This is a genomic window from Enterococcus sp. DIV1089c, assembly GCF_050530965.1.
In the GTDB taxonomy this organism is placed as follows: domain Bacteria; phylum Bacillota; class Bacilli; order Lactobacillales; family Enterococcaceae; genus Enterococcus_B; species Enterococcus_B hirae.
Window position 1 is genome coordinate 1,102,025 of sequence record NZ_CP172888.1, and the last position, 15,130, is coordinate 1,117,154.

At 36.6% G+C, this 15,130-nt stretch carries 12 protein-coding genes; all 12 read left to right on the forward strand.

All coding sequences use genetic code 11. From position 1 onward, the window contains the following. Positions 1-197: 197 nt before the first annotated feature. Positions 198-1,175 (forward strand): GMP reductase, encoded by a 978-nt coding sequence (gene guaC / locus IGL30_RS05220; RefSeq protein WP_088745452.1) that lies wholly within the window; start codon positions 198-200, stop codon positions 1,173-1,175. A gap of 116 nt (positions 1,176-1,291) precedes the next feature. Continuing rightward, a complete protein-coding gene (locus IGL30_RS05225) occupies positions 1,292-2,719 on the forward strand; it encodes a PLP-dependent aminotransferase family protein (protein WP_375371712.1) in 1,428 nt (475 codons plus the stop codon). Between the two features lie 458 nt (positions 2,720-3,177). Next, the gene (gene pdhA, locus IGL30_RS05230) at positions 3,178-4,287 is read left to right on the forward strand and encodes a pyruvate dehydrogenase (acetyl-transferring) E1 component subunit alpha (protein ID WP_010719372.1); all 1,110 of its coding nucleotides are present in this window, start codon (positions 3,178-3,180) and stop codon (positions 4,285-4,287) included. A gap of 2 nt (positions 4,288-4,289) precedes the next feature. After that, positions 4,290-5,267 carry an alpha-ketoacid dehydrogenase subunit beta gene (locus IGL30_RS05235; protein ID WP_010737448.1) on the forward strand — a complete coding sequence of 326 codons (978 nt, stop codon included), beginning with the start codon at positions 4,290-4,292 and terminating at the stop codon, positions 5,265-5,267. 26 nt (positions 5,268-5,293) lie between these two features. After that, the gene (locus IGL30_RS05240) at positions 5,294-6,931 is read left to right on the forward strand and encodes a dihydrolipoyllysine-residue acetyltransferase (protein WP_123874838.1); all 1,638 of its coding nucleotides are present in this window, start codon (positions 5,294-5,296) and stop codon (positions 6,929-6,931) included. A 7-nt stretch (positions 6,932-6,938) separates the two neighbouring features. Then, positions 6,939-8,345, forward strand: a complete 1,407-nt coding sequence (gene lpdA, locus IGL30_RS05245; protein WP_010719369.1) for a dihydrolipoyl dehydrogenase — start codon at positions 6,939-6,941, stop codon at positions 8,343-8,345. Positions 8,346-8,682: 337 nt separating this feature from the next. Continuing rightward, on the forward strand, positions 8,683-8,907 hold the full coding sequence (locus IGL30_RS05250; protein ID WP_260221586.1) for a hypothetical protein: 225 nt from the start codon (positions 8,683-8,685) through the stop codon (positions 8,905-8,907). 728 nt (positions 8,908-9,635) lie between these two features. Further along, on the forward strand, positions 9,636-10,103 hold the full coding sequence (locus tag IGL30_RS05255; RefSeq protein WP_349700605.1) for a hypothetical protein: 468 nt from the start codon (positions 9,636-9,638) through the stop codon (positions 10,101-10,103). Positions 10,104-10,250: 147 nt separating this feature from the next. Continuing rightward, entirely contained in the window at positions 10,251-11,150 is a 900-nt protein-coding gene (locus IGL30_RS05260; RefSeq protein ID WP_123874836.1) for a hypothetical protein, read from the forward strand. 288 nt (positions 11,151-11,438) lie between these two features. Further along, complete coding sequence (locus tag IGL30_RS05265; protein WP_010719359.1) at positions 11,439-11,714, forward strand: UPF0223 family protein; 276 nt, start codon at positions 11,439-11,441, stop codon at positions 11,712-11,714. A gap of 4 nt (positions 11,715-11,718) precedes the next feature. Next, on the forward strand, positions 11,719-12,507 hold the full coding sequence (locus IGL30_RS05270; protein ID WP_260221587.1) for an inositol monophosphatase family protein: 789 nt from the start codon (positions 11,719-11,721) through the stop codon (positions 12,505-12,507). A gap of 153 nt (positions 12,508-12,660) precedes the next feature. Next, complete coding sequence (typA, locus tag IGL30_RS05275; RefSeq protein ID WP_010737451.1) at positions 12,661-14,490, forward strand: translational GTPase TypA; 1,830 nt, start codon at positions 12,661-12,663, stop codon at positions 14,488-14,490. Positions 14,491-15,130 lie beyond the last annotated feature (640 nt).

A 15,130-nucleotide genomic window follows, 5' to 3' on the forward strand; every position in this document is an offset into this window, starting at 1 on the left:
GCTGATTGTTTATTTGTCGAAAAGTTTGATGGCTAGACAGTGTTATTTCAGATTAAGGAGTTTTTATTTTTTTGTTTATATTCCCCTTGATTTTTTAGTTTAAATACGGTAAATTACATAAGGTGCTAAAAATAAACACCCAAAAAGCAAATAATGTTCGTGTTTTACTGAATTCGAACATCAGGAGGATCATGTCCATGAAAGTGTTTGATTACGAAGATATTCAACTCATTCCTAATAAATGTATTGTAAGTAGCCGTTCAGAATGTAACACGACAGTGACACTAGGAAAGCATATTTTTAAAATGCCTGTTGTCCCTGCGAATATGCAAACGATCATCGATGAGTCAATTGCACAATTTTTAGCAGAAAATGGTTACTTCTATATTATGCATCGATTTGATGAAGCAGCAAGAATCCCCTTTGTGCAAAAAATGAAGGAGCAACAATTGATTACTTCAATCAGTGTTGGCGTAAAACAAGAAGAATATTCATTTGTTGAAGAATTAGCACAGTTAAATTTAGTTCCTGATTATATCACGATTGATATTGCGCACGGTCATTCAAATGCGGTGATTGAAATGATCCAACATATCAAAAAACATTTACCAGAAACGTTCGTTATTGCAGGAAACGTTGGTACACCAGAAGCTGTTCGGGAATTAGAAAATGCCGGAGCTGATGCAACAAAGGTTGGAATTGGACCTGGTAAAGTTTGTATCACAAAAATCAAAACCGGTTTTGGTACCGGTGGTTGGCAACTTGCTGCCTTAAGATGGTGTGCGAAAGCTGCCAGAAAACCGATTATTGCTGATGGGGGTATTCGTACCCATGGCGATATTGCAAAATCCGTTCGTTTTGGCGCAACAATGGTTATGATCGGTTCGCTATTTGCCGGACATGAAGAATCGCCTGGTGAAACAATGGTGGAAAATGGCGTAGTGTACAAAGAATACTTCGGCTCTGCCTCCGAGTTTCAAAAAGGTGAAAAGAAAAATGTAGAAGGTAAGAAAATTTGGATCCAACATAAAGGGTCTTTGAAAGACACGTTGGTTGAAATGCAACAAGATTTACAATCTTCTATTTCTTACGCGGGTGGGAAAGATATTGAAGCTATTCGCAAAGTTGATTATGTGATTGTTAAAAACTCCATTTTTAACGGAGATACGATTTAATAGCTATTAAAAAGCAAAGTAGATGCTCTCGTGTCATACTTTGCTTTTTCTTTGCTTTTCGACCCCTTTTTTATAAGGTAAAATAGGCAGTAGAAGAAAGAGGAATGGAGAAGAACATGTGGGAAGTCATAGATAAGAAACAAAGACCAATTTATCGACAAATTATGGATCAGGTGATGAAAAATATTGAAAATGGGAATTTAGATCCCAATGTACCCTTGCCCTCTGAAAGGAAATTGGCAGTTATTTTTCAAACAAATCGCACAACTGTGGTTCGAGCGTTGGATGAATTACGAGATCTTGGCGTTCTTATCAGTCGCCGAGGCAGTGGACGCTTTGTGAATCAAACCGAATGGGGGCGGTATTCTGTCCCGAGAGTGAATTGGCGCGAATTATTTTCCCAACGCTATGAACAAATCGATGATAGTTATGAAAAAATGATCGAAGTAGGAAAACTGAACCCTTATTTTCTCGATTTATTTTCGAGCGAGATGCCTACAGACTTATTACCAAACGTTCAATTTCCAGCATACTCAATGAATGAGATTATTGAAAAAGAGCAACAAATCACCTGTCTAGGTTATCTTCCATTAGTAGCAAAAATAAAAAATTACTTGATCGAAAAATTTTATTTTGATTTTACTAAAACGCAATTATTAGTTACGAGTGGGGGTCAACAGGCTATTTTTCTAATTTTACAGACGATTTTATCTAGTGGTGATGCTATTGCGGTAGAAGCGCCTTCGTTTTTTTATCGTTTGTCCTTATTTAAAGCGACAGGGATTCGTCTATTTGGTGTACCCATGGATAGCGAAGGTATTGAGCTGGATAAGCTAGAAGTGTTGATCAAGAAAAATAAATTGAAAGCTGTCTTAGTCAATCCAAACTTTCAAAATCCAACAGGGAAAGTGATGTCCCAAAAACGTCGCGAAGCATTAGTGAACCTTTGTCGCAACTATCAATTACCGATCATTGAAGACGACGTTTTTAGTGACTTATCCTTTCATGATAGTGAAAAGCATAAACCAACTGCGATTCATTCGATTGATCCGGAAAACGTCTTATATGTCGGATCATTATCTAGGGTATTAGGACAAACGACCAAGATAGGTTGGATCGTTGGGCTGCGTTCCTTTATCGACCGCTTAGCGAAAGCGCAGGAAATGATGGAATTTTCGATGAGCATCTTTCCCCAAAATGTGGCGATGACTGTATTTGAAGAAAGTTATAGCACAAAGATCGCCATTGTGAGGGAAGAATTATACAAAAGAAGTTTGACACTGGTTGAATGGGAAAAAACGCAAAACTTTTTTGAAGTCTGGCCCATTTATGGTGGGTACTATGCGTGGATTACGTGGAAAGGACAGCAATTGACAAGAGATATTGCGGAAGAATTGATCCGCTCAGGGTTAGGCATTGCACCAAATTTTTTGTTTGGAGAAGAGACCAACGGGTTGCGTATCAATTTTAGTCGTTTAACTGAAGAAAGGCTGCCATTTTTTCAAGCGGAAATGGCAAAATTAGCAAAACGTTTATCCGTTTAATTCATGATCAAAAGAACAGGTTCATGTGCAACAGTTAAGGAGATTCCTTGCTGTTGCTTTTTAATTGAAAAAAATACACATATAGTAGAAAATTAAAAGAGGGATGATTGTAAAGAAAATCACTAATTAATAAAAAAATTTTTCTGTTTGTTGGAATAAGGTATAACAATGTGCGGATTCAATGATAACAGTAGAGAGGAGTAGATAGAAAATCAGGACTAATTTTGTACAAAAGATGTAAACCGCTTTCTTGATTGTGATGTTGTTCACTATTTGCGTGGTTAAGCGGATTATTACAAATTTTTAAAAACGTGAATTTTTTTGCTTTTAGCTTGTATTTCTTAATGATCCATGATAATTTATAAAAGAAGACGGTTGGATATTGATACAGTTTATATATCTGTTTCAATCGCAGAAAGATGAGATTTTCTTATATGATGAGAGAGGAATGTGTACAAATGGCAAAAAAGAAATTACCACTAGACTTTAATGCGTTATTAGATGAAGTCAATTCAGATTTTCCAGTATACCAAGCGCTTGACCAAAATGGTAAAGTAGTAAACCCTGATCTTGTTCCTGATTTATCAGATGAACAATTAGTAGAATTAATGACTAGCATGGTTTGGTCTCGTGTATTAGACCAACGCTCAACAGCTTTAAACCGTCAAGGACGTCTAGGATTCTTTGCACCGACAGCTGGTCAAGAAGCTAGCCAACTTGCAAGTGCATTTGCTTTTGAAAAAGAAGACGTATTACTTCCTGGTTACCGTGATGTTCCCCAATTAGTAAAACATGGATTGCCTTTAGCACAAGCTTTCTTATGGTCACGAGGACATGCGGCAGGGAATTTTTATCCAGAAGAATTGAAAGCTCTACCACCACAAATCATTATTGGTGCGCAGTACATCCAAGCAGCTGGTGTGGCTTTAGGATTGAAAAAACGAAACAAAAAAAATGTGGTCTTCACTTATACAGGTGACGGCGGCTCTTCTCAAGGTGATTTCTATGAAGCAATCAACTTTGCTGGAGCTTATCATGCAAATGCTGTATTTTATATCCAAAACAATGGCTTTGCGATCTCAACACCTCGTGAAAAACAAACAGCTGCTAAAACATTAGCGCAAAAAGCTGTGGCAGCCGGGATTCCAGGGATCCAAGTAGATGGTATGGATCCATTAGCAGTTTATACAGTATCTAAAATGGCACGTGATTGGGCAATCAACGGGAATGGTCCAGTCTTGATTGAGACATTGACTTACCGTTATGGTCCGCATACTTTATCAGGAGATGACCCAACTCGTTACCGTTCAAAAGAAACAGATGACGAATGGCAGAAAAAAGATCCATTGATCCGTTTCCGTAACTACCTAACAGAAAAAGGTCTATGGTCAGAAGAAAAAGAAGAACAAGTAATTGAACAAACAAAAGAGGAAATCAAAGCAGCGATTGCTGAAGCAGATAAGATTCCAAAACAAAAAGTTTCTGATTTCTTAAAAAATATGTTTGAAGTGGCACCACAATCAATTAAAGAACAAATTGCAATCTATGAAGCGAAGGAGTCGAAATAATCATGGCACAAAAAACAATGATTCAAGCAATCACAGATGCCCTAGCACTTGAACTTGAAAATGATGAGAACGTAATCGTTTTTGGTGAAGATGTTGGGAAAAACGGTGGAGTTTTCCGTGCAACGGAAGGATTGCAAGAAAAATTTGGCGAAGAACGCGTTTTCGATACCCCATTAGCTGAATCAGGGATTGCTGGTATGAGTTTTGGGTTAGCTTTAGAAGGTTTTCGTCCAGTACCTGAAATTCAGTTCTTTGGATTTATTTTTGAAGCCATGGATGAAGTAGTCGCACAAATGGCACGTACAAGATATCGAATGGGTGGGACTAGAAATCTACCGATTACGATTCGTTCACCATTTGGTGGTGGGGTTCACACACCAGAACTTCATTCAGATAACTTAGAAGGATTGATTGCTCAATCTCCAGGAATTCGCGTAGTCATTCCATCAAATCCTTATGATGCAAAAGGATTATTGATCTCTTCTATCCGCAGCAATGACCCAGTTGTATTTTTGGAACATATGAAACTTTATCGTTCATTCCGTGAAGAAGTTCCAGATGAAGCTTATGAAGTACCATTGGACAAAGCGGCAATTACTCGTGAAGGAACAGACGTTTCAATCATTACCTATGGCGCAATGGTTCGTGAAGCGATCAAAGCAGCTGACAATCTTGCGAAAGAGGATATTTCAGTAGAAGTCGTTGACCTAAGAACAGTCGCACCGCTAGATATTGACACAATCATTCAATCAGTTGAGAAAACTGGTCGTGTGGTAGTCGTTCAAGAAGCGCAACGACAAGCAGGTGTAAGTGCCCAAGTGATTGCTGAAATCTCAGAACGTGCGATCCTTTCATTAGAAGCACCAATTGGACGTGTAGCAGCACCAGATACTGTTTTTCCATTTGGACAAGCTGAAAACATCTGGTTACCAAATGCGGCTGATATTGAAGCAAAAGTCAAAGAAATTGCAGAATTCTAAGAAATAAGAAGGGACGTAAGTAAATCATGGCATACCAATTTAAATTACCTGACATTGGTGAAGGAATCGCAGAAGGCGAAATCGTCAAATGGTTTGTCAAGCCAGGCGATACCATCAATGAGGATGATACGTTATTAGAAATTCAAAATGATAAATCAGTAGAAGAAATTCCATCCCCAGTTACTGGGACAGTGAAAAACGTCATCGTACCTGAAGGAACAGTCGCGAATGTTGGCGATGTACTGGTAGAAATCGATGCACCAGGACATGAAGACAATGAAACAAGTGGCGATGCTGGAGTAGCAGCGAAAGAGCAAACACCTGAACATCCAGCTGCTGAACCAACTGAAGCTAGTGCCGATGGTGGGGTCTTTGAATTTAAATTACCCGATATTGGTGAAGGAATCGCAGAAGGTGAAATCGTTAAATGGTTTGTGAAACCAGGCGATACCATCAATGAAGATGACACATTGTTAGAAGTACAAAACGATAAATCGGTAGAAGAAATCCCGTCACCAGTGACTGGAACGGTTAAAAACATCTTGGTATCAGAAGGAACAGTTGCAACTGTTGGTGATGTATTAGTAGAAATCGATGCACCAGGACATAATAGTACGCCTTCTACTACATCAGAAAAAACAGCTGAATCAACTGATGCTAAAGTAGAAACTTCTGGTTCAGCATCAGTAGCTGAGGCAGCTGATCCTAACAAACGTGTTTTGGCTATGCCATCAGTTCGACAATTTGCTCGTGAAAAAGACGTGGATATCACACAAGTCACTGCAACTGGTAAAGGTGGACGTGTGACAAAAGAAGATATTGAAAGCTATCTATCAGGTGGGCATGCGAGTCAAACAGCATCAGCTGAACCAGTTGCACCTGCGACAGAAAAAGCGGTTGAAGCGAAAGCTGAAAGCAAGCCAGCAGCACCAGCAAAAGCGTTCAAATCTAATTTAGGTGAATTGGAAGAACGTGTAGCAATGACACCGACACGTAAAGCGATTGCTAAAGCAATGGTCAATAGTAAGCAAACAGCGCCACATGTTACTTTACATGACGAAGTAGAGGTTTCTAAACTTTGGGATAATCGTAAGAGATTTAAAGAAGTGGCAGCTGCGAATGGGACAAAATTGACTTTCTTGCCATACGTGGTAAAAGCATTAACTGCTACTGTGAAGAAATTCCATATTTTGAATGCGTCAATTGATGATGCGAACCAAGAAATCGTTTATAAAAATTACTATAACATCGGAATCGCAACTGATACAGATCATGGCTTGTATGTACCAAATGTAAAAGATGCAGACCGTAAAGGGATGTTTGCGATTGCGGATGAAATCAATGAAAAAGCAAAACTAGCTCATGAAGGTAAATTAGCAGCTGAAGATATGCGAAATGGCACTATTACGATCAGTAATATTGGTTCTGTAGGTGGTGGCTGGTTTACACCAGTAATCAACTACCCTGAAGTAGCAATTTTAGGTGTGGGAACAATTGCACAACAACCGATCGTTAATGGTGAAGGTGAAATCGTTGTTGGACGAGTGATGAAACTTTCCTTAAGCTTTGATCACCGTATCGTAGACGGAGCAACAGCTCAACAAGCAATGAACAATATCAAACGACTTTTAGCTGATCCTGAGTTATTGATGATGGAAGGATGATAAACAAATGGTAGTTGGAGATTTTGCTGTAGAATTAGACACAGTTGTAATCGGTGCGGGACCTGGTGGCTATGTTGCTGCCATCCGTGCTGCTGAAATGGGACAAAAAGTGGCAATCATTGAAAGAGAATACATCGGTGGTGTTTGTTTAAACGTTGGTTGTATTCCTTCAAAAGCGCTGATTGCTGCAGGACATCATTATCAAGAATCTCTTGATTCAACTTTATTCGGTGTCACAAGTGAAAATGTCACACTTGATTTTGCAAAAACACAAGACTGGAAAGAAAATAAAGTAGTGAAAACACTGACTTCTGGTGTTGGCTTCTTATTGAAAAAACACAAGGTAGAAACAATCGAAGGCGAAGCATTCTTCGTCGATGATCATACATTGCGTGTGATCCATCCCGATTCTGCTCAAACGTATTCTTTCAATAATGCAATCATTGCTACTGGTTCCCGTCCGATCGAAATCCCAGGCTTCAAGTTTGGCGGACGTGTACTTGACTCAACAGGCGGCTTAGCTTTAAAAGAAGTACCAAAAAAATTCGTTATCATTGGTGGCGGAGTTATTGGAGCAGAATTAGGTGGAGCCTATGCTAACTTAGGTGCTGAGGTAACGATTCTTGAAGGTTCTCCTCAAATTTTACCTACCTATGAAAAAGATATGGTGAAATTAGTGGAAGACGACTTCAAGAAAAAAGGTGTGACAATCGTAACCAATGCAATGGCGAAAGAAGCTGTTGATAATGGGGACAGTGTGACAGTCAAATATACTGTTGACGGTAAAGAAGAAACAGTGACAGCAGATTATGTCATGGTAACAGTTGGTCGTCGTCCAAATACTGACGATATGGGATTAGAACAAGCGGGTGTCGAAGTCGGTGAACGTGGATTGATTCCAGTGGATCAACAAGGGCGTACGAACGTGCCAAACATTTTTGCAATTGGGGATATCGTACCAGGTGCTGCTTTAGCGCATAAAGCAAGTTATGAAGCAAAAATTGCTGCAGAAGCTATCTCAGGTAAGAAAGTAGCAGTTGACTATAAAGCAATGCCTGCGGTTGCCTTTACAGATCCAGAATTAGCTTCTGTTGGGATGACGATCAAAGAAGCAAAAGAAGCTGGTATTGAAGCTACTGCATATAAATTTCCGTTTTCAGGAAATGGACGGGCGTTATCGCTTGCAAAAACAGAAGGTTTTATCCGTTTAGTGACGACCAATGAAGACAATGTCATCATTGGAGCGCAAATCGGTGGTGTAGGTGCTAGTGATATGGTTTCTGAGCTTGCTTTAGCCATTGAATCAGGAATGAATGCCGAAGATATTGCGTTAACGATCCATCCACATCCATCGCTAGGTGAAATTACGATGGATGCTGCTGAACTCGCTTTAGGTTTACCAATCCATATTTAATTTAGCAATTGGGATATTTTATCCGAACTGTTTCAAAAAAAGTATGGATGCTGGCGATAGTTGCCAGGTTAAAAACATCTTTTTGACAAATTGAATTGATACATGATCGATGAAACATCAAAGTTAGCAAAAACTGCTAGCTTTGATGTTTTTTTGTGGTCTTTTCAAAACCTCTTTTTCTGAAAAAAGAAAAAAGAAAGTCAAGCTTTTTGAAAGAGGGTGTTAGAATAAATGTGGTAAAAGCAATCAGGTCAGCATATTTCTATATCAATGATTTAACTAGCGGAACTAGTTGTTTACTAATTAATTTTTAATCACTTTAAAGGAGATTGACTTTGTGAGAAAAGAAACGATTAAAACACTTCAAGGAGACTGTCATGAGAATGAAAAGAATAATGAAATTGGCGGTCCTAACAATTCAATTAAAAAGAGAAATGAAAGGATTATAGAAGCATACAAAACAGAAAATACATCGATAGCAGGACTTGCTGAGCGATTTGGAGTATCAAAGAGAACCATTGGAAATGTAACACATAGTCTAAAAGAGCAAAGGATTCAATAAAATTCTAGCCAGTAAATCACAAGTAAAATTAGAATGAAAGTTAGATACAATAAAAATAAACCGACAAATTATGTTGACCAAGACCAATGGATTAATCTTGGTCGAACATTTTTTTCTAAAAAGAAGAAAAAGTAAACTATTTGTTAGAACATTCGATGTTAAAATAGATAAATAATAAATGAATAAAAAAGGAAATGATTATGGAAAAGAAGTCAAATTCCTTAGATTGAATTATATGAACGTTTGTAAGTCCCTGATAGTATTTTTAGCGGCTGGACAAAAGCTATGGTTAAGTTGTTATTAAACAGAAACTCACAAAAACGGTAAACTTGTTTTATAAATATTGAATACAACAAAGATTTAGCAGCAAAAATAATAAATGGAGCTCTATAGTCAACGGGAATGACTTAATTTTATTTTTTGGAAAAAATCTATATACAATGAATCAAGTCAGATACGTTAGAAAGAAAGGTCGGGAATGATGAGTAAAAGAGAAGAAGGGGTTTATGTTGACCCTCATACAAAAGATGTCAGGTGCCATTCTCAATGGGACGATATTAGAAAAATCATCAACTAGTTTGAATGATAAGATCTCGGTTACAACACAGAAAATTCAAATCAATCAGATGAGTGATGCTCTACAAACCACAAATAAAAAATGATATAAAAGTAAAAAGTATTGAGAGGGACGTTAGAGAGTTATGTAAAAAAAGAAATGGGGTAAAAAGATGAAGTTTACTCAAATACAAAAAATTCATGTAAATCCAAATGTTGGCAATGTGAATCGACATAATGACTATCGAACAATCCAACGTATATTTGAGAAAAGTGCATACAATTATTATGTTCATTTAACAGATTTATTTGAGAGAGAACCATTGAGGTATGCTGAAATTGAAAATATTATATATGAAAAATATAAAATCGAAGGTCCTTCTTTATTAGATGCGCTAAAAAGAGAAGGAAAAGGGTTCCAACGCAGTGAATTATTATGTGCAAATGAAGGTTTTAGAAAAAGTGTCATCAGTGCGTTGTTTATAGAATGCCAAAAAGAATCTAGAATGGAAATTATTGCCAATTATTATAAAAATGGGAATGATATTGTAGAAACGACATTCCCTGATTTTAGTCGTCTAATAGGCGAAAATAATAGCAGAGAAAAAGAAGCATTCGAACAAAGAGAAAAAAAAGAATAGAAGTAAAGCGATTGAACGCGATACATAAAGGTTTATCTCATAATAAGAAAATAAATGTAATTGATACTCGGAGCATCTCTCAGTCTATACTTAATGTAGAACTAAATAGATAGCAATTATTAATATTTTGTAGGAGGTAGTCAACAGATGAATAAAGAAGATAATAAACTAACAAAATCTTTTTTACTTAGGCCAGACAAAGATCTTCAAACTTTTGCACATTCAAATAAGATTAGTACCAAAAGTATGAAACAAATATTAGAAGAAAAGCTAAAATTTCCATGGGAAAAATTAAACGATTATTTACCAGAGCTATTAGAAAAATCAAGCTATCATTGTATCGTTGAAAAAATTTTGAGTGAACATTCAGAGTTTGGTAAAGTTGTTCCTCTCAGTGAAGAGGCCAATAGGGAAATAAGCATTATTATGAATAAAATAGGAATTTCTGAACAATCTCAGTTCAGTGAAATTTTACCCAAAGCAATTTTAGAAAATCCAATAAGTTTGGAGAGTTTTTCTGAAAATTTAGAAAAATATGTTTCTTCGTCTGAATTTACGATGTATATTAATGCAGCAGAGATTCCAAGTACTATATCATCAGAAGAGATACTTAGCGATAATATAATAAATTTTGAACTAAACAAAACGATTCAAAAATACAATGAACTAGCTGTTAATGGAGGAAATATCATTACTAAACGAGATGTTAAAAGCACCTTACTTCATTATTTAAGTAGAAAGGATAATGAATCATATAGGCCTAAGGTCGATACAGAAGTACTTATTGAAGTTGTTGTCAAAGCATTGCCACATTATCATTATATTAAAAATTCGTCTTTATCCTCTCAAAATTGGTTCTATAAGATTTTTTTAGAAAATGAAGGGAATTCTAAATTTGCTGAACTACAGAAGGGGATGTTTAAATTAATTTCAAAAGATGAAACATACACTGCCACTAAAATAAATGAACAATATCGGATAAATCATAGTTTTGCTAATGAAGCGTCTATGAGCTCGTTAAACATACCTGAACATGAAGGACGTTAGTTTCATATGAAATCCCTTAGGAAAAGTAAAAATGTTAGATCTTTTCCTCTTATCTTAATAAATAAACCTACGTCACCGACAGAATTTATTTTCTCTATTTTGTTAGTGACGGTTCTTTGTATGAACGTGTGAATTTTTATAGACTATTACTTATTTTTCTTAGCTAGCGATATAAAATAGTTATTCAACTATAAATTAATTATGTAAACTAGAAAATCGAAACTATTTGGTTATGTACTTATTCTTATGATACACTGATTTTGACTATAGGAAATAGGAGAATGAAGTATGCAAGATTATCAATACCCGCTTGATTTAGACTGGACCACCGAGGAAATGGTCATTGTGATGAAGATGTGGGAGGATTTAGAGTTAGCGAATGAAAAGGGCATCGATAATGCTCGGTTTCTAAAATCATACCAACAATTCAAAACGGTTATTCCATCTATTGGAGAAGAAAAAAAATTAGGAAAAGAATTTGAAAAAGTATCAGGTTATTCATTGTATCGAACAGTTCAAGCAGCAAAAAAGAATCAGAAAAAAATCCTAAAAATGAATGGGTGAGAACATGAATAAACAAGAACTGATCCCTCAGATCAAAATCTGGCTTGAAGAAGCAGCTGAGAAAATTCGTGCGGTACAAATCAAGACGCTTAAAGTTGATCAAAAAACCAATCGAAAAGATCTGGTTACCAATATGGATCGTGAAGTCCAAGCTTTTTTGATTGAAAAGATTCAGGCGTATAATCCAGAAGCAAAGATTCTCGCAGAAGAAGAAGGTTACAGTGAGTTAGAAAGCTTTGAAGGGCAAGTATTTGTTATTGATCCAATTGATGGAACCATGAACTTCGTACTTGAACAAGAGAATTTTTGTATTATGTTAGGCGTTTATCAAGATGGTGTTGGACAACTTGGTTTTATTTATGACGTGATGAAAGAAGCGCTGTATTGGGGTGGAAAAGATTTAGGTGTTTATATGAATGACCATCCGTTAACTAAGCCAGAAGACCTTCGTTTAAAAGATGGACTTATTGGTTTGAACGGTTATCTTTTTAGTCATAATCGGTGGAATGTCCGAACAATTGGTGAACAAAGTATGGGTGTTCGTATTTATGGATGTGCAGGACTAGAAATGATTGCACTTTTAAAAGGGAAACATATTGGTTATATTGCAAATTTGAGCCCGTGGGACTATGGCGCAGGGAATGTTTTGCTCGATGGATTTGGAATGAAATATAGCGGTATCTCAGGAGAAAAGCTAAAATTTCGAGGAAGAGAATATTATATTGCGGCTACACCTCAAGCCTATGATGAAATTCGGGCACTTATTGCTGCGGCTGATTCGCTAAATAAGTAAAAAAAAACCGCATAATTAAGAAAAATATGGCTAAAATATTAATTTTCTCGAAAAAATGAAAACATTTTACTATATTTCATGAAAAAAGTTTGCTATAATAAACAGTCGAGTAAAATTGCACTGTCATAAAGAACCGAGAAGGAGTTAGTTACATTGAACTATAGAAATGATATCCGTAACGTAGCGATCATCGCCCACGTTGACCACGGAAAAACCACATTGGTTGATGAATTATTGAAACAATCAGATACATTAGACGCACACACACAATTACAAGAACGTGCGATGGATTCAAATGCTTTAGAAAAAGAACGTGGAATCACGATTTTAGCAAAAAATACCGCAGTTGATTATAAAGGGATTCGTGTCAATATCATGGATACACCTGGGCATGCGGACTTTGGTGGCGAAGTTGAACGAATCATGAAAATGGTTGACGGCGTTGTCTTAGTAGTTGATGCTTATGAAGGAACGATGCCACAAACTCGTTTTGTTTTGAAAAAAGCGCTAGAACAACATATTACACCGATCGTAGTTGTGAATAAAATTGATAAACCTTCTGCACGACCTGAGTTTGTTGTTGATGAAGTATTAGAATTATTTATTGAACTAGGTGCAGATGATGATCAATTAGATTTCCCAGTTATCTATGCTTCAGCATTAAACGGAACATCTAGCTTGTCTGATGATCCAGCTGATCAAGAACCAACAATGGCACCGATCTTTGATACAATTGTTGAAAAAATCCCTGCGCCAGTAGACAATAGCGATGAACCATTACAATTCCAAGTATCATTGCTTGATTATAACGACTATGTTGGACGTATCGGGATTGGTCGTGTCTTCCGTGGAACGATCAAAGTAGGGGACCAAGTTGCCTTACTAAAATTAGACGGTTCAGTTAAAAAATTCCGTGTAACTAAATTATTTGGTTTCTTCGGCTTGAAACGTTTAGAAATTGACGAAGCAAAAGCTGGAGATCTAATTGCCGTATCAGGAATGGAAGATATTTTCGTTGGGGAAACAGTGACACCTGTGGACCACCAAGATGCTCTGCCAATTCTACACATTGACGAACCAACACTGCAAATGACTTTCTTAGTGAATAATTCACCATTTGCTGGCCGTGAAGGAAAATATGTCACTGCTCGTAAAATTGAAGAACGCTTGATGGCTGAGTTGCAAACGGATGTTTCATTACGTGTTGAACCAACAAATTCTCCAGATGCTTGGACTGTTTCTGGTCGTGGAGAACTTCATTTGTCAATCTTGATCGAAAACATGCGTCGTGAAGGTTATGAACTACAAGTATCTCGTCCTGAAGTTATCGAAAAAGAAATTGATGGCGTGAAATGTGAACCTTTTGAACGTGTTCAAATTGATACACCTGAAGAATACATGGGTAGCGTAATCGAATCATTGAGCTTACGTAAAGGTGAAATGCAAGACATGATCCATACTGGTAATGGACAAATCCGTTTGACATTTTTAACACCAGCTCGTGGCTTGATCGGTTATTCAACTGAATTCCTTTCAATGACTCGTGGCTACGGCATCATGAACCACACATTTGATCAATACCTACCAATGTTACCAGGTCAAATCGGTGGACGACACCAAGGTGCGTTAGTATCGATTGATACTGGAAAAGCAACAACTTATTCAATCATGAGTATCGAAGAACGTGGAACTGTTTTTGTTGAACCAGGTACAGAAGTTTATGAAGGCATGATCATTGGTGAAAATAGTCGTGACAATGACTTGACTGTTAACATTACGAAAGCAAAACAAATGACTAACGTTCGTTCTGCTACCAAGGACCAAACATCTGTTATCAAAAAACCAAAACAATTGACGTTAGAAGAATCGTTAGAATTCTTGAATGACGATGAATATTGTGAAGTAACACCGGAAAGTATCCGTTTAAGAAAACAAATCTTAAACAAAAATGCACGTGAAAAAGCTTCTAAAAAGAAAAAATAATCATCTGTTCAACTTGTTGATACAGTGATGTTTAGCTTTGAGAAATAAACCGAAGAAGTCCAAAAATAGGAGTAACTATTTTCGGGCATCTTCGGTTTATTTTTGTTCAGATGACTGGTAAATCAGCATTAAAGTGGATGAAAAGAAAAATACTGTCGGCAAATTTTGCTTCTCAATTTTTTAGAACGTATTCAATTGTTTGAAATTAAAAGGAGAGAATTGTTTTTCCTTTTTCTAAAATTGTTATCTGTGGAGAAGTTAATAAAAATTAAAAGAAAAATTCAATAAGTACGCTAAAAGTTTATTAAAAGTCTTTTTAAAATCTTTAATTACCTCGGTTTTTGTTTCACGAAAAGCAGAAGTTTCACAAAAAGAATGTTGTACTTGATTGCTTGGAGAAGTAAAATATAATTGACGTATTATAGTTATAGAGGGGCGATAGAAGAGTCAATAATAAAAGATTGCTCTAGGCTTTTTATAAATAAAAAAAAACTAAACCGTGGACGAGCGACAGTTTTTTGACATAAAGCTGAATTTCGTAAAACATGGGGAGCTGTTTCGAGATTTTCATCCTTAATGCTCCTTCGATTACTCGGCGCAGTTTTTACTTGGTGAGCGCTCAGGTCAAAGCGCTCTTTTC